Genomic DNA, 15,199 nt, shown 5'->3' on the forward strand with positions numbered 1-15,199 from the left:
TTCAGCTCAACGTCATGCCTCAACCTCTACTCGTGCGCTGCAGACCTGGCTGAGATGTGCGTTTACGTCTGCACCAGACTGCGTCGTTGGGTCCATTCCGGCAAATTCAATTTTGCAGGCCAGACTAAGTCGTGCCCGCGACGAAGGTCGCCGTGCGGCGCAGACGGCCGAGGATATCGCTGCGGAAAGTCGAGTGGTCCCAGACGCCCGCCAGCGCCAGCGGATGCAGGGTTTGCAGAAGCAGGGCGCTGATGCCGCCCGTCATCATCGATGGGAATCGGAGTGGACTTTCCAGCAGGCGGCGTCGGGACCGAACAGGCCGGGATCGCCGGGCGGCGAGGTGTAGTCGATCGTCGGACCGCTACCTCTCGTCAGATTGATGACGCTTTGCCCGATCGACGAGCGCACGCGTGTGACGAACGTCGCCTGATCGGACATAACTATTTGTCGTTGGCGTCCCACAGATCGCGGATCCGCCCCGCATCCGGCGCGGCAATGCCGAAGTGCCGGTAAGTCAGCATCGTCGCGACGCGACCGCGCGGCGTGCGCTGCAGAAAGCCCTGCTGGATGAGATATGGCTCAAGCACGTCTTCGATCGTGTCGCGTTCTTCGCCGATCGCCGCGGCCAGATTGTCCACGCCGACCGGGCCGCCATCGAACTTGTGCAGAATCGCTTCGAGCAGTTTGCGGTCCATCAGATCGAAGCCGACCGGATCGACGTCGAGCATCTTGAGCGCCTTGTCCGCGACTTCGGCGGTGATCATGCCGTCCGCTTTCACTTGCGCGTAATCGCGCACGCGACGCAGCAGCCGGTTCGCAATGCGCGGCGTGCCGCGCGAGCGCTTGGCGATTTCGAGCGCGCCTTCGTTGACGATATCCGCCTTCAACAGCGACGCGGACCGCGCGACGATGCGCGCCAGTTCGCTCGCGTTATAAAACTCCAGCCGCGACACGATGCCGAAGCGATCGCGCAGCGGATTCGTCAGCATGCCCGCGCGCGTCGTCGCGCCGACGAGCGTGAACGGCGGAAGGTCGAGCTTCACGCTGCGCGCGGCCGGACCTTCGCCGATCATGATGTCGATCTGATAATCCTCGAGCGCGGGATACAGAATTTCCTCGACGACCGGCGACAGCCGATGAATCTCGTCGATAAACAGCACGTCGTTGGCTTCGAGATTGGTGAGCAGCGCGGCGAGATCGCCCGCGCGCTCCAGTACCGGACCGGAAGTCTGCCGCAGATTCACGCCCATTTCGCGCGCGATGATATGCGCGAGCGTCGTCTTGCCGAGACCCGGCGGCCCGAACAGCAGCACGTGATCGAGCGCTTCCGACCGTTGCTTGGCCGCCTCGATGAAGATTTCGAGCTGGCCGCGCACCTTTTCCTGGCCGACGTATTCGTCGAGCTGACGCGGACGCAGCGCGCGCTCGAACGCTTCCTCGTTCGGCGAGACGGGCGTGGCCGCGATGATACGTTCGGCGGCGAGTTTGTCGGTTTCGATCATGGGTCGATTGTACAGCGAGCTTCTGTGCGATGAAGTTGGCCGAATGGCCTAGGCATCAGGCTTTCGACAAAGCCTTCAACGCCAACTTAATCCCCTCCGACACCCCCGTCCCCGCCGGCACATTCTTCACCGCCGCAAGCGCTTCCTTCTCCGAATACCCCAACGCCAGCAGCGCGTTGAGAATATCGGACGCATGATCCGACGCAGACACAGCCGACGCAGCCGCGCCCAGATCCGCACCGAGCTTGCCCTTCAGTTCGAGCAGCAGCCGCTCAGCCGTCTTCTTCCCGATCCCCGGCACGCGCGTCAAACGCGCCGCATCCTGCGTCGTCACCGTCTGCGACAGTTCGTGCACGCTCATGCCCGACAGCACCGCCAGCGCCATCCGCGCGCCGATGCCGCTGATCTTCAGCAATTCGCGGAACGTCGCGCGCTCCGGCGCCGTGAGAAAACCGTACAGCAGATGCGCGTCCTCACGCACGATCAACTGCGTCAGCAGCAGGACCTTCTCGCCGGTATTCGGCAGGTTGTAGAACGTGCTCATCGGCACGTCGATTTCATAGCCGACGCCGTTGCAATCGACGAGCAGATGCGGCGGATTTTTTTCCAGCAGAACGCCGGCGATGCGACCGATCATGTGTATTTACGAGTAAAAAGATTAGCCGATGAGACGACCGCGCCGCACGCGCAAGCCCTTCTTCGCAAGCGACGGCGCGATGCCGCCCAGCGTCTCGAGGCCCGATCCGCCGTGCGCGTGACAGATGGCCATGCCGAGCGCATCGGCGGCATCGGTGCTTGGCACGCCGGAGAGGCTCAACAGGCGCACGACCATCTGCTGCATCTGTTCCTTGGTCGCGCGGCCGTAGCCGACGACGGCCTGCTTCAACTGCAGCGCCGTATATTCCGCAACCGGCACGCCGCTCGCGACGAGCCCGCAAATGGCCGCGCCCCGCGCCTGCCCGAGCAGCAAGGTCGACTGCGGATTGACGTTGACGAAGACCTTTTCGATCGACGCCTGATCGGGATTATGCTGCGCGATCAGCGTCGAAATACCGCTGAAAATCGTGTTGAGACGCGAAGGCAGATCCGCGTCGGCCGTCTTGATGACGCCGCTCGTCACGTAATTGAGCGTCTGTCCGTGCTTGTCGATGATGCCGAAGCCGGTCACGCGCAAGCCGGGGTCGATGCCTAGGATTCTCATTCGTTCGCGATGCGGTCTTTCAAATTAAATTGGCCTGTCTGCGCTGATGAATGCGCAAACAGGCCAATCTTAAAGGAAAGCCGGCGGATTTCAGTGGCGGAAATGCCGCGTGCCGGTCAGAACCATCGCGATGTTGTGCTCGTCCGCCGCCGCGATCACTTCGTCGTCGCGCATGGAGCCGCCCGGCTGGATCACGCAGGTCGCGCCCGCGTTGACGACGACATCGAGACCGTCGCGGAACGGGAAGAACGCATCCGACGCCACGGCCGAGCCGTTCAGCGTCAAACCGGCGTTCTGCGCCTTGATGCCCGCGATACGCGCCGAATCCACGCGGCTCATCTGGCCCGCGCCGACGCCGAGCGTCATGCCGTTGCCGCAGAACACAATGGCGTTCGACTTCACGAACTTCGCCACGCGCCACGCGAACATCAGATCGTCCATTTCCTTCGGCGTCGGATGACGCTTCGTCACGACGCGCAGTTCATGCGGCTGCACGTTCTTCGAATCGAGCGATTGCACGAGCAGGCCGCCGCCGACGCGCTTCAGATCGAACGCGTTGTGGCCATCGCCGAGCGCGATTTCCAGCAGACGCACGTTCTGCTTCGCCGCGAACACGGCGCGCGCCGCCGCGCTGAAGGCGGGCGCGATCAGCACTTCGACGAACTGCTTGGCGACAGCCTGCGCTGCCGCTTCGTCCACTTCGCGATTGAACGCGATAATGCCGCCGAACGCGGAGGTCGGATCGGTCTGGAACGCCTTCGAATAGGCTTCGAGCGGGTCCGCGCCGACCGCCACGCCGCACGGATTCGCGTGCTTGATGATCACGCAGGCTGGTGCATCGAACGTCTTCACGCATTCCCACGCGGCGTCCGAATCGGCGATATTGTTGTACGACAGTTCCTTGCCCTGCAACTGCGCGTAGTTCGCGAGCGCGCCGGCGGGCGTCTTCAGATCGCGATAGAACGCCGCGCTCTGATGCGGATTCTCGCCGTAACGCAGGTCCTGCACCTTCTCGAACGCCATGTTGAACGTCGACGGATAGGTATTGCGGCTCGAATGCTTCAGTTCGTCGGTGAGGCTCGTCAGATAGTTCGTGATCGCGCCGTCGTATTGGGCGGTGTGCGCGTAGACCTTGGTCGCGAGGCGGAAATTCGTCGTGTAGCCGACCGAATTGCCGTTCGCGCGCATTTCGTCGAGGACGGTCGCGTAGTCGGCCGGATCGACGATCACGGTCACGTCGCGATGATTCTTCGCCGCCGAGCGCAGCATGGTCGGCCCGCCGATATCGATGTTCTCGATCGCGTCTTCCAGCGAGCACTCTTCCTTCGACACCGTCTGCACGAACGGATACAGATTCACGACCAGCAAATCGATGGTCGGAATATCGTGCTTTTCCAGCGCGGCCATATGTTCCGGCAGATCGCGGCGCGCGAGGATGCCGCCGTGAACCTTCGGATGCAGCGTCTTCACGCGGCCGTCGAGCATTTCCGGGAAGCCGGTGTAATCGGCGACTTCCGTGACGGGCAGGCTCGCGTCGGCGAGCAGTTTCGCCGTGCCGCTGGTCGAGAGGATCCTGACGCCGAGATCGGAGAGCGATTTGGCGAAATCGACGATGCCGGATTTGTCGGATACGGAGATGAGCGCTTGCTTGATCATGATGAACACTGAAACCGAAAAGGAGAACCAGGCCGGACCGAGCAAGGCGCCACGGTCCGATGAATCAAATCAATCCGTGCTGCTGAAGCTTCTTGCGCAAGGTGTTGCGGTTGATGCCGAGATAGTCGGCCGCGAGCGATTGATTACCGCCCGCCTGCGCCAGCACCACTTCGAGCAAGGGTTTTTCCACGCATGAAATCACCATGTCGTAGACATCGTGCGGGTTGGATCCGTCCAGATCCTGAAAGTAGCTGTCGAGGCTTTGGCGGACGCATTGTTCGATGTTATGTCTGCTCATGCGGTAATGAGTCGGTCTGTCGTGTTGTTGTTCTCGCCGCACGATTCCTCCCCGGACGCGTCGTCGATATCGGACTCGTTCGCCTCGTCCACATAGACGAGACGGTCCGACAACGCCTTTTGCGCGTCGAAGAATTCGTTCACTGCGAGCAATTGTTCTTTGGTCGTGTCGAGCGTATTCATCCGGTGCCGAAAGGTGTTGGCGCCGGAAAGGCCGCGAGTGTACCAGCCGATATGCTTGCGCGCTGTCCGAACGCCCGTGAATTCCCCATAAAAGGCGTAGTGGTCTTCCAGGTGTTCGTTCATCACCTGTTGGATCTCGTCGATGCGCGGCGCCGGCATGCGTTCGCCCGTCTTCAGAAAGTGCTCGATTTCACGAAACAGCCACGGACGCCCCTGCGCGGCGCGGCCGATCATGATGGCATCCGCGCCGGTCACATTGAGCACATGGCGCGCTTTTTCCGGCGTGGCGATGTCTCCGTTCGCCACCACGGGAATGCCGATCGACGCCTTCACGGCCGCGATGGTTTCGTATTCGGCGTCGCCTTTATACAGATCGGCGCGCGTGCGGCCGTGGACGGTAAGCATGGAAATGCCCGCTTCCTGCGCGATCCGCGCGATGGTGATCGCATTCTTGTTCTCGCGATTCCATCCCGTGCGGATCTTGAGCGTGACGGGCACCGCATCCGGCCCCACGCCGACCGCCTGCACCAAGGCTTCCAAGATGCGCGCGACCAGCGGTTCGTTCTGCAGCAGCGCCGAACCCGCGGCCACGTTGCACACCTTCTTGGCCGGGCAGCCCATATTGATATCGATGATCTGCGCGCCGTTCGCGACGTTATGACGCGCGGCATCGGCGAGCATCTGCGGGTCCGCGCCCGCGATCTGCACCGAAATCGGCTCGACTTCGCCCGCGTGGTTGGCGCGTCGCATGGTCTTCTCGCTCTTCCACAACTGCGCGTTCGACGCGACCATCTCCGACACCGCGTAACCCGCGCCCATGCGTTTGCAGAGCTGACGGAACGGCCGGTCGGTGACGCCTGCCATCGGGGCGACGAACAGGTTGTTGCGGAGGACGTGTGAACCGATGCTGGGCATGAAGGCAAAAGACCCGCTGGCGCCACGGCCGAAGCCGCGTCAGGCGGATGCAACATTTCTGAAGGGGAAACGCGTATTTTAGCGCGAACCGCGTGCTGAAATTAAGAGCAATCGCATGCAAGTCATTAAATCTTCTATGAAAGCACACGCGTTCATAAAGGATAAGTTCCTTGACTCAAAGCAGACGATTGCCCTCCCGACTTGCTAACGCCGCTGTCCGAACATCATCTGACGGGCAAGGGCGGTTTTTACCGGCGGCAAGAACTCGAGCGCGGTGAGCGCGAGACCGCGCATTGCCGCGAGCGGCGGAAAGTCGACGGTGAAGATGCGTGCGAGCGTATCGGTCGCGCCGATGGTCAGCCGCCGGTCCAGCGCGCGCCGTTGCGCGAAGTGCGCGAGCGCAAGCGGACGCGGGCCGTCGACGGACAGCGCGTCGGTGAGCGCGCGGGCATCGCGCAGGCCGAGATTGAGGCCTTGGCCCGCCACCGGATGCAGCGTCTGCGCCGCATTGCCAATGGCGACCGTGCGCCGGTCGATCAACGTGTGCAGCGCGGTCAGCCCGAGCGGAAACGCCGCCCGCCCGGCGATACGCGTGAAACTGCCCATGCGCGTGCCGAATGCATGACCCAGTTCGGCGAGGAACGCCTCGTCGCTCAAATCCATGCGACGCGCGGCCTCCTCGGGCGACGCGCACCACACGAGGGAATAATCCGCGTGGCGCTGACCGCCGCAGGGCAGCAGCGCGATCGGGCCTTCGCCGGTAAAGCGCTCCCACGCGACATTCGGATGCGGCGACGACACGCTCACCGTGCCGACGATGGCCGTCTGCCCGTAATCGCGCGAGCGCCGTTCGTCGGGTTGGGCGTCTTCGCCTGGCGAACTTTGCGGATTTTGCGAATACAGGCCGCCTTCCGCGTTGACTAGCACCTTGACGCGAACGGTTCGATCGCCGTCGGCGGAACGCAGCGGCAAGGTAACGCCGTCGCTGTCCTGCTCGGGCGCCGCCGTATTCGTCAGCCAGTCGACCTTGGTCGCGCGCACCGCATTCGCGAGCGCGCCGACTAGCGATCCGTAGCTCACCACATAGCCGAGTTCCGGCAGTTCATGTTCGTCGTGCTCGATCAGCGTGCGCCCGAAATGCCCGCGCTGCGACACATGGATGCGACGGATCGGCGTGGAATCGGCGGGAAAGCCGAGCTCTTGCAGCATCACGTGGCTGCCGTGCGACAGCGCGAGCGAGCGCGGATCGCTGGCGGCGGCGTCGGGCGTGCGCGCGTCGATCAGCGCGATCGACAGGCGCGAGGTCGCGCTGCGTTGCGCCAGCCAGCCCGCCAGCGCGAACCCGACCGGTCCCGCGCCGACGATCGCAACGTCGTAATCGAAGTGTTGCTCCGCGTTTTCGATATCGCTCATGATGTGTCCGGCGCTCAGTTTGATTCGCGCATCAGCGCTTCGATTTCGTCGGCATCGACGGGCACGTCGCGCGTGAGGAGTTCGCAGCCGCTCGCGGTCACGACGGCGTCGTCCTCGATGCGGATGCCGATGTCCCAATAGCGCTCCGGCACATCGTCGGCGGCGCGCACGTAAAGGCCTGGCTCGATAGTCAGCACGTTGCCCGCAACGAGCGTGCGCCACGGCCGCGCGCCCTGATCGTCGGGCGGGCCGTCGGCGTCGCGGTATTCGCCCACGTCGTGCACGTCCATGCCGAGCCAATGCCCCGTGCGATGCATATAGAAGCGCATGTAGGCGCGCTGCGCGATCACGTCGTCGACGCTTGCGAACTTCGCTTTGTCGAGGATGCCGGTATCGAGCAGGCCCTGCGACAGCACTTTCACCGCAGCCTGATGCGGCGCGTCGAAGCTGACGCCGGCGCGCGTGGCATCGACGGCGGCGTATTGCGCGGCCAGCACGATGTCGTAAAGCTCGCGCTGCGCCGGCGTGAAACGGCCGCTCACCGGAAAGGTGCGCGTGATGTCGGACGCGTAGCCATCGAGTTCGCAGGCCGCGTCGATCAAGATCAGGTCGCCTTCGCGCGCAATGGCGTTGCCCGCCGGATAGTGCAGCACGCACGCGTTCGCGCCCGCCGCGACGATCGAGCCGTATGCGGGCGCCTGCGCGCCGTGACGCCGGAACGTGTAGAGCAGTTCCGCTTCGATCTCGTATTCGCGCATGCCGGGACGGCACGCGCGCATGGCGCGTCGATGCGCTTCGGCGGAAATGGTCCCGGCGCGGCGCATGATCGCGAGTTCGTGATCGTCCTTGACGAGGCGCATCTCGTCGAGAATCGGCAGCAGATGCTTGGCTTCCATCGGCGCGCGCACGCCGCTGCGGCCTTGCGCGCGCACGGCGGCGAGCCAGCCGCGCACTTGCGCATCAACTTCGTCGGAGGTGCCGAGCGCGTAGTAGAGCGACGGCTGATCGGCGATCAGGCGCGGCATTTCGGTATCGAGCGAATCGATGGCGTAGGCGGCGTCGAAGCCGAACGCATCGCGCGCGGCCTCCGGCCCGAAGCGGAAACCTTCCCACGTCTCGCGTTCGACGTTCTTTTCGCGGCAGAACAATATGGACGCGGGCTCGCCGTCCGGCGCGCTGCCGTCGAGGACGAGCACGGCTTCCGGCTCGACGAATCCCGTGAGGTAATAGAAGTAACTGTCGTGACGGTAGGGATAGTCGGTGTCGCGATTGCGCATGACTTCCCGTGCGGTCGGCACGATGGCGATGCCTCCGCCGCGCTCACGCAGTGCCGCGAGTACGCGTTCGCGGCGGTTGCGATAGACGTCGACGGCGATCGGGCTGGTGAGGTCGGTGAGTGAGTTCATGCGCCGATTGTAGCGCCGGGCTCCGGACGGCGCGACTCGGCTAAACGGCATAGGCTTTTTGCACATCGCGACCTGCAATTTTGCCTATGCCGTTCGGACGAATGGTCCGCCGCGCGATCTCACCGCATACTGGTTTCGAAGGCGCTCATTCTGCCGGCTGATCGCCCGCCGGCCGATTGCGCACGCTGCCCGCGATCAGATCGAAGCGGAACAGACGGCATTTGAGCGCGCCGTTGAACAGCGGCGTCTTGGTCGATTCGCGCAGGCGCATCAGGCCCGGCAGCTTGCGGTCGGAAGTGAGCACGTAGGCGCGCCAGCCGGGGAAACGCTGCTTGAGCGCATTGCCGAGGGAGATAAAAAATTCCGTGTCGGCGGGGTCGGGCTGCGCGCGTTCGAAGGCCTCTTCGTCCTCGCGGCGGAAGCGTCCGGTGTCGCGAATTTCGCCGCGCGGGCCGCGTCTACGCACTTCGATCCGCTCGCCATACGGCGGATTGGCGATGAGAATGCCCGGAGCGTCGGTCGGCGGCGTCATGTTGCGCTCGTCGAGCTGCTTGAGCATCAGACGCGGAATGCCGGCGCGGTTCAGGTTCGCGCGCGCCTTTTCGAGCATGTCGCCCGAGATGTCGCTGCCGAAGATATTGAGATCCGGTTGCGCCGCGAACGCCGCGTTTCTGGCCTGGAACGCCGCTTCGCGGAGCTTTTGCCAGGTCATCGGCTGGAACGGCTTGAGCTTTTCGAAGCCGAAACGCCGCTCCATGCCCGGCGCGATATCGAGCGCCGTTTGCGCGGCTTCGGCGAGGAAGGTGCCGCTGCCGCACATCGGATCGAACAGCGGCGTGCCGGGCGTCCAGCCGGTGAGACGCAGAATGCCCGCGGCGAGATTTTCGCGCAGCGGCGCCGCGCCCTTGTCGAGCCGCCAGCCGCGCTTGAAGAGCGGTTCGCCGGAGGTGTCGAGATAGAGCGTGCACTCGTTCGCCGTCAGGAACGCGAACACGCGCACATCGGGCTGCGCGGTATCGATGCTCGGGCGCGCGCCGGCCACTTCGCGCAGACGGTCGCAGACGGCGTCCTTCACGCGCAACGTGGTGAATTCGAGGCTCTTGACCGGCGATTTGATCGCGGTGAGATCGACGCGCATGGTCTGGTTCGGCGTGAACCATTGCTTCCAGCGCTGGCGATGCGTGAGGTCGTAGATATCGTGCTCGTTGCGATACTGCCCTTGCGCGATCTTGAGCAGCACGCGGCTCGCGATACGCGAATGCAGATTCGCCGCCATGCCGGCGACCCAGCTACCGCGAAAATGCACGCCGCCGGGCACCTGTGCGCCGACGCTCAGCGCGCCGCTAGGAACCGGCGCGTTGTCGACGTGACGGTCTCCGATCTCGTCGAGCTCGGCGGCGAGCGGCGCTTCGAGACCGCGCGGGCATGGGGCGAACCAGTCGAGGAGAGGGGAGGACATGAGGTGCTTCGGGAACGTTTAAAGGCGGTATTGTACGCGGGGTGTTTGGCGGAAGCGTCGCTTCGTCCGCGGACGGCCAAAAAGAAAGCGCCGGCGCTCCATTGCTGGAACGCCGGCGCGCACCGTTTCGCTTGCCGTCGGGCGTCGGGCCTGGTTACTCCACCGCCTTCATCATCTCCTCCACCACCTTTTTCGCGTCGCCGAAAACCATCATCGTCTTGTCCATATAGAACAATTCGTTATCGAGCCCGGCGTAGCCTGCCGCCATCGAGCGCTTGTTCACGATGATGGTGCGCGCCTTGTACGCCTCGAGAATCGGCATCCCGGCGATGGGCGATTTCGGATCGGTCTTCGCCGCCGGATTCAGGACGTCGTTCGCGCCGAGCACGAGCACGAGCACGACGTCGGTCTGGCCGAATTCGCTGTTGATGTCCTCCATCTCCTGCACCATCTCGTAAGGGACTTCGGCCTCCGCCAGCAGCACGTTCATGTGGCCCGGCATGCGTTCCGCGACCGGGTGAATGGCGTATCGCCCGTCGATGCCTTTCTCCACCAGCTTGTCGGTCAGTTCCTTCAGCGCGTGCTGCGCACGGGCGACGGCCAGCCCTTAGCCCGGCACGATCACCACGCTTTCCGCGTTGCCGAGCATGAACGCGGCGTCGGCGGCGGAACCGGATTTGACGGGACGCTGCTCCTGCGCGCCGCCCACGGCCGCGCAGCCCGCCTCGCCGCCGAAGCCGCCGAGAATCACGTTGAAGAACGAGCGGTTCATCGCCTTGCACATGATGTACGACAGGATCGCGCCTGACGAGCCGACCAGCGACCCCGCGATGATCAGCATCGGATTGTTCAGCGAGAAGCCGATGCCCGCCGCCGCCCAGCCCGAATACGAGTTGAGCATCGACACGACCACCGGCATGTCCGCGCCGCCGATCGGGATGATGATCAGCACGCCCAGCGCGAACGCGATGACCGTCATGATGATGAACGGCAGCCACGACTCCGTGAGCATGAAGATCACGCCGAAGCCGATCATCGCGATGGCGAGCAGCAGGTTGATCAGATGCTGTCCGGCATACGTGACCGGCGCGCCCTGAAACAGCCGGAACTTATATTTGCCCGACAGCTTGCCGAAGGCGATCACCGAGCCGGAAAACGTGATCGCGCCGACGAAGGTGCCGATGAACAACTCCACGCGATTGCCATACGGAATCGGCTCGCCGGGCGCGGCCAACCCGAACGCGGACGGTTCCGCCACCACGCCGTACGCGATACACACCGCCGCGAGACCGATCAGCGAGTGCATGGCGACGAGTTCGGGCATCTTCGTCATTTCGACGCGCGCCGCGATATACGCGCCCGCGCCGCCGCCGACGATCAGCGCCACGAACAGCAGCGACAATCCGAGCGACAGGTTCGAGCCGAGATACGACGCCTGCTTCACGATCAGCGCGAGCGTGGTGAGAATGGCGATCGCCATGCCCGCCATCCCGAACGTATTGCCGATGCGCGCGGTCTTCGGATTGGACAGGCCCTTCAGCGCCTGAATGAAGCACACCGAAGCGACCAGATACAAAAGAGTGACGACGTTCATGCTCATTTACGCGCCCTCCTTGTGAGCGATCTTCTTCGTCGGCTCCTTCTTCTTGAACATCTCCAGCATTCGCCGGGTGACGAGAAAGCCGCCGAACACGTTCACCGCCGCGAGCAGCACCGCGAGCGTGCCGAAGAATTTGCCCGCGACGCCGACCGTCAGCCCGACGGCAAGCATCGCGCCGACGATGACGATGGCCGAGATCGCGTTGGTCACGGCCATCAGCGGCGTGTGCAGCGCGGGCGTGACGTTCCATACGACGTGGTAGCCGACATAAATGGCCAGCACGAAGATGATGAGGTTGATCACCGTGTGATTGATGACGTCCATGTTCGTCTCCGTATGGTCAGGCGGTGGCTCGCGCGACTTGCCCGTCGCGGCACTGGAGCGTGGCCGCGACGATATCGTCGGCGAGGTCGATGTTGAGCGTGCCTTCCTTGGTCAGGATCAGCTTGAGAAAGTCGAGCAGATTGCGGGCGTAGAGCGCGGAGGCGTCGGCGCCGACCATCGAGGCGAGATTCGTGTGGCCGACGATATGCACGCCGTGCTTCATCACCACCTGATCGGTTTCGGTCAGCGGGCAGTTGCCGCCGCGCTTGCCTTCGAACTCCGGGCCGCGACCGGCGGCAAGATCGACGATCACCGAACCCGGCTTCATGTGCTTGACGGTTTCGACGGACAGCAGCGTGGGCGCGGGACGGCCCGGAATCAGCGCGGTCGAGATGACGATATCCGCCGCCTTCGCGCGTTCGTGGACCTGCGCCGATTGGCGCGCGAGCCAGCTCGGCGGCATCGGGCGCGCGTAGCCGCCGACGCCTTCGGCCGCTTCGCGTTCCTCATCGGTTTCGAACGGCACGTCGACGAACTTCGCGCCCAGCGATTCGATCTGCTCCTTGACCGCCGGCCGCACGTCGGACGCCTCGACCACCGCGCCCAGCCGCTTGGCGGTGGCGATCGCCTGCAGGCCCGCGACGCCCGCGCCGAGCATGAGCACGCGCGCGGCCTTGACGGTGCCGGCGGCGGTCATCAGCATCGGCATGAAACGCTGGTAGTACTGACAGGCCATCAGCACGGCCTTATATCCGGCGATGTTCGCCTGCGACAACAGCACGTCGGTCGAGGCTCTGCGCGCGCGTGGTGCGCGGCGCGGCTTCGAGCGCGAAGGCGGTGACGTTGGCGGCCGCGAGCCGCGCGGTGTTGTCGGCGTTGAAAGGATCGAGCATGCCGATGAGCACGGCGCCCGGTTGGATCATGGCCAGTTCACTCTCGGTCGGCGACTGCACCTTGAGCACGGTTTCCGCGCCGAATGCCGTGGGTGCATCGACGAGATCCGCGCCCGCTTGCGCGAAGGCATCGTCGATATAGCTGGCGGCCAGGCCCGCGCCGCTCTGCACCGACAGCCGATGCCCCTGCGTAACGAGCTTCTTGACCGTTTCGGGCGTGGCGGCGACGCGCGCCTCACCCGCCCGCGTTTCAGCAGGCACTCCGATATGCATCTTGAATCCTCCTGTCTTGGTCGCCTTCGCGCCCGGGGCGGGATGCGGCGAAGGCCTAAGGCTGAGTTTTATTTCAAATGCGTGAACCGACGGCTCTTTCCACTGTAACCGAAGAATTCACGCGCCAGAATCGATCCGGACCCTTGTTCACAGCCTTTGCCACATCCGCGATTTCCCTGAGTGTCACTGGCGCGAATCGGGCGCTGACGGTAAAATATCGGACCATGAAATCAGATACTTGGGCCCCCACGTAACGGTGGCTGCCATCATCGAGCGCGACGGGCGCTTTCTCGTCATCGAAGAACACACATCGGCCGAATTGCGTATCAACCAGCCGGCCGGTCATCTCGAAGCAGGCGAAACGCTGGTCGAGGCCGTGATCCGCGAAACCCTGGAGGAAACGGCGCACACGTTCGAGCCGGAAGCGCTGGTCGGCGCGTATATGACGCATTTCCAACGTCCGACAGGCGATGTCACGTATCTGCGCTTCACGTTTTGCGGCAGGGCCGGCGAAAAGATCGCCGGGCGCGCGCTGGACGACGGCATCGTGCGCGCGATGTGGCTCACGGCGGACGAACTGCGTGCGTCGGCGGAGCGGCATCGAACGCCGATCGTGCTGACGTGTATCGAGGACTATCTTGCCGGGCGGCGCATGCCGCTCGATTTTATTCACACGCACTCGGTCGCGCTGGCGGTGCGGTAAGCCTCGTGCGGTAATCCTATGAGCAAGCAAAAAGTAGTGGTGGGCATGTCGGGCGGCGTGGATTCGTCGGTCACGGCATGGCTTTTGAAGGAGCAGGGCTACGACGTGGTCGGCTTCTTCATGAAGAACTGGGAAGACGACGACGGCGAATACTGCTCGACGCGTCAGGACTGGATCGACGTGGTGTCGGTCGCGGATCTGATCGGCATCGACGTGGAAGCCGTGAATTTCGCCGCCGAATACAAGGATCGCGTGTTCGCGGAGTTTCTGCGCGAGTACTCGGCCGGCCGCACGCCGAATCCGGACGTGCTGTGCAACGCCGAAATCAAGTTCAAGGCCTTTCTCGATCACGCGATGTCGCTGGGCGCGGAAACCATCGCGACCGGCCACTATGCGCGCGTGCGCGAGCAGGACGGCCTGTTCCAGCTGCTGAAGGCCGCCGATTCGACCAAGGATCAGTCGTACTTCCTGCATCGGCTGAATCAGGCACAACTGTCGAAGACGCTGTTTCCGCTTGGCGAGATCCCGAAGACCCAGGTGCGCGAAATCGCCTCGCAGATCGGTTTGCCGAACGCGAAGAAGAAGGATTCGACCGGCATCTGCTTTATCGGCGAACGGCCGTTCCGCGAGTTTCTGAACCGCTATCTGCCGACCAAGCCCGGCCCGATGAAAACGCCCGATGGCCGCGTCGTCGGCGAGCATATCGGGCTGGCGTTCTATACATTCGGCCAGCGCAAGGGTATCGGCATCGGCGGGGCGAAGGACGGCAGCGGCGAGCCGTGGTTCGTCGCCGGCAAGGACATGGCGAGCAATACGCTGTACGTCGTGCAGGGACACGATCATCCGTGGCTGCTGTCGCACACGCTGGTCGCGGGCAATACCAGCTGGGTGGCGGGCTTCGCGCCCGAGGCGGGCGCGGCGTGCGGCGCGAAGACGCGTTATCGCCAGCAGGATGCCGCCTGCACCTTCGGGCGTGCCGACGTTGGCCGCTTCGAACTGCGTTTCGACGACGCCCAATGGGCCGTCACGCCGGGCCAGTCGGCCGTGCTGTATCAGGGCGATGTATGTCTGGGCGGCGGCATCATCGAGCAGGCGGCGGCGCAGACCGCGCGCGAGGAAGCGCTGGCCGCGCCGCAGGTCGCCGTGCGCTGATCGCTCGGTCGCTTTGCTCGTTCCGCAAAACCGCAAAACCCCGGCTCGTTCCGGGTTTTTCTTGTGCGCCCAGCATGGGCGCACTCTTGCGGATGCAAGTCCCGCCGCAAGTTGACCACAGCGAGCGAAGTGAAGCGCAACTGCGGAAGGGCGACCGACCGTGGGGAGGAAGCGTGGAGCGAAACTGCGGGCCGATGAACAAGAACCGGATAGAAGGCGCTG

11 protein-coding genes and 4 pseudogenes are annotated in these 15,199 nt (G+C 64.0%); 2 read left to right on the forward strand and 13 right to left on the reverse strand.

From position 1 onward, the window contains the following. Positions 1 to 127: 127 nt before the first annotated feature. The 13 genes and pseudogenes from BVER_RS30430 to BVER_RS20755 all read right to left on the reverse strand — a co-directional run. Positions 128 to 438, reverse strand: a pseudogene (locus BVER_RS30430) (oxygenase MpaB family protein); the annotation flags it as partial. Between the two features lie 2 nt (positions 439 to 440). Next, positions 441 to 1,502 carry a Holliday junction branch migration DNA helicase RuvB gene (gene ruvB, locus BVER_RS20700; protein ID WP_050454891.1) on the reverse strand — a complete coding sequence of 354 codons (1,062 nt, stop codon included), beginning with the start codon at positions 1,500 to 1,502 and terminating at the stop codon, positions 441 to 443. A gap of 55 nt (positions 1,503 to 1,557) precedes the next feature. Next, the gene (gene ruvA / locus BVER_RS20705) at positions 1,558 to 2,139 is read right to left on the reverse strand and encodes a Holliday junction branch migration protein RuvA (RefSeq protein WP_050454892.1); all 582 of its coding nucleotides are present in this window, start codon (positions 2,137 to 2,139) and stop codon (positions 1,558 to 1,560) included. 21 nt (positions 2,140 to 2,160) lie between these two features. Next, complete coding sequence (gene ruvC / locus BVER_RS20710; RefSeq protein ID WP_050454893.1) at positions 2,161 to 2,703, reverse strand: crossover junction endodeoxyribonuclease RuvC; 543 nt, start codon at positions 2,701 to 2,703, stop codon at positions 2,161 to 2,163. 90 nt (positions 2,704 to 2,793) lie between these two features. Then, the gene (gene purH / locus BVER_RS20715) at positions 2,794 to 4,359 is read right to left on the reverse strand and encodes a bifunctional phosphoribosylaminoimidazolecarboxamide formyltransferase/IMP cyclohydrolase (protein ID WP_050454902.1); all 1,566 of its coding nucleotides are present in this window, start codon (positions 4,357 to 4,359) and stop codon (positions 2,794 to 2,796) included. Between the two features lie 64 nt (positions 4,360 to 4,423). Beyond that, positions 4,424 to 4,657: a Fis family transcriptional regulator gene (locus BVER_RS20720; protein ID WP_050454894.1), complete on the reverse strand. Its 234-nt coding sequence runs from the start codon at positions 4,655 to 4,657 to the stop codon at positions 4,424 to 4,426. Beyond that, positions 4,654 to 5,754, reverse strand: a complete 1,101-nt coding sequence (gene dusB, locus BVER_RS20725) for a tRNA dihydrouridine synthase DusB (protein WP_050454895.1) — start codon at positions 5,752 to 5,754, stop codon at positions 4,654 to 4,656. The genes BVER_RS20720 and dusB overlap by 4 nt, the downstream gene beginning before the upstream one ends. Positions 5,755 to 5,958: 204 nt before the next feature. After that, positions 5,959 to 7,167, reverse strand: coding sequence for a UbiH/UbiF/VisC/COQ6 family ubiquinone biosynthesis hydroxylase (locus BVER_RS20730; RefSeq protein ID WP_050454896.1), 1,209 nt, complete (start codon positions 7,165 to 7,167; stop codon positions 5,959 to 5,961). Positions 7,168 to 7,181: 14 nt separating this feature from the next. Next, on the reverse strand, positions 7,182 to 8,573 hold the full coding sequence (locus BVER_RS20735; RefSeq protein ID WP_050454897.1) for an aminopeptidase P N-terminal domain-containing protein: 1,392 nt from the start codon (positions 8,571 to 8,573) through the stop codon (positions 7,182 to 7,184). Positions 8,574 to 8,718: 145 nt separating this feature from the next. Beyond that, positions 8,719 to 10,032, reverse strand: a complete 1,314-nt coding sequence (locus tag BVER_RS20740; RefSeq protein WP_050454898.1) for a THUMP domain-containing class I SAM-dependent RNA methyltransferase — start codon at positions 10,030 to 10,032, stop codon at positions 8,719 to 8,721. Positions 10,033 to 10,186: 154 nt separating this feature from the next. Next, positions 10,187 to 11,632: pseudogene (locus BVER_RS20745) on the reverse strand (NAD(P)(+) transhydrogenase (Re/Si-specific) subunit beta). Further along, positions 11,633 to 11,956, reverse strand: coding sequence for an NAD(P) transhydrogenase subunit alpha part 2 (locus BVER_RS20750; RefSeq protein WP_050454899.1), 324 nt, complete (start codon positions 11,954 to 11,956; stop codon positions 11,633 to 11,635). Positions 11,957 to 11,972: 16 nt separating this feature from the next. Continuing rightward, positions 11,973 to 13,122, reverse strand: a pseudogene (locus tag BVER_RS20755) (Re/Si-specific NAD(P)(+) transhydrogenase subunit alpha). A gap of 224 nt (positions 13,123 to 13,346) precedes the next feature. Between BVER_RS20755 and BVER_RS20760 the strand changes: the two are divergent. Further along, positions 13,347 to 13,825: pseudogene (locus BVER_RS20760) on the forward strand (NUDIX hydrolase). Between the two features lie 18 nt (positions 13,826 to 13,843). Then, positions 13,844 to 14,977, forward strand: coding sequence for a tRNA 2-thiouridine(34) synthase MnmA (gene mnmA, locus BVER_RS20765; protein WP_050454901.1), 1,134 nt, complete (start codon positions 13,844 to 13,846; stop codon positions 14,975 to 14,977). Positions 14,978 to 15,199 lie beyond the last annotated feature (222 nt).

This window comes from Candidatus Burkholderia verschuerenii (assembly GCF_001189365.1).
In the GTDB taxonomy this organism is placed as follows: Bacteria; Pseudomonadota; Gammaproteobacteria; order Burkholderiales; family Burkholderiaceae; genus Caballeronia; species Caballeronia verschuerenii.

Bases quoted from the DNA above. Each gene is read 5' to 3' on its own strand.
- BVER_RS20740 (WP_050454898.1), bottom strand. From the start codon at position 10,032: ATGTCCTCCCCTCTCCTCGACTGGTTCGCCCCATGCCCGCGCGGTCTC.
- ruvB (WP_050454891.1), bottom strand. From the start codon at position 1,502: ATGATCGAAACCGACAAACTCGCCGCCGAACGTATCATCGCGGCCACG.
- ruvC (WP_050454893.1), bottom strand. From the start codon at position 2,703: ATGAGAATCCTAGGCATCGACCCCGGCTTGCGCGTGACCGGCTTCGGC.
- BVER_RS20720 (WP_050454894.1), bottom strand. From the start codon at position 4,657: ATGAGCAGACATAACATCGAACAATGCGTCCGCCAAAGCCTCGACAGC.
- dusB (WP_050454895.1), bottom strand. From the start codon at position 5,754: ATGCCCAGCATCGGTTCACACGTCCTCCGCAACAACCTGTTCGTCGCC.
- BVER_RS20735 (WP_050454897.1), bottom strand. From the start codon at position 8,573: ATGAACTCACTCACCGACCTCACCAGCCCGATCGCCGTCGACGTCTAT.
- ruvA (WP_050454892.1), bottom strand. From the start codon at position 2,139: ATGATCGGTCGCATCGCCGGCGTTCTGCTGGAAAAAAATCCGCCGCAT.
- mnmA (WP_050454901.1), top strand. From the start codon at position 13,844: ATGAGCAAGCAAAAAGTAGTGGTGGGCATGTCGGGCGGCGTGGATTCG.
- BVER_RS20750 (WP_050454899.1), bottom strand. From the start codon at position 11,956: ATGGACGTCATCAATCACACGGTGATCAACCTCATCATCTTCGTGCTG.
- BVER_RS20730 (WP_050454896.1), bottom strand. From the start codon at position 7,167: ATGAGCGATATCGAAAACGCGGAGCAACACTTCGATTACGACGTTGCG.
- purH (WP_050454902.1), bottom strand. From the start codon at position 4,359: ATGATCAAGCAAGCGCTCATCTCCGTATCCGACAAATCCGGCATCGTC.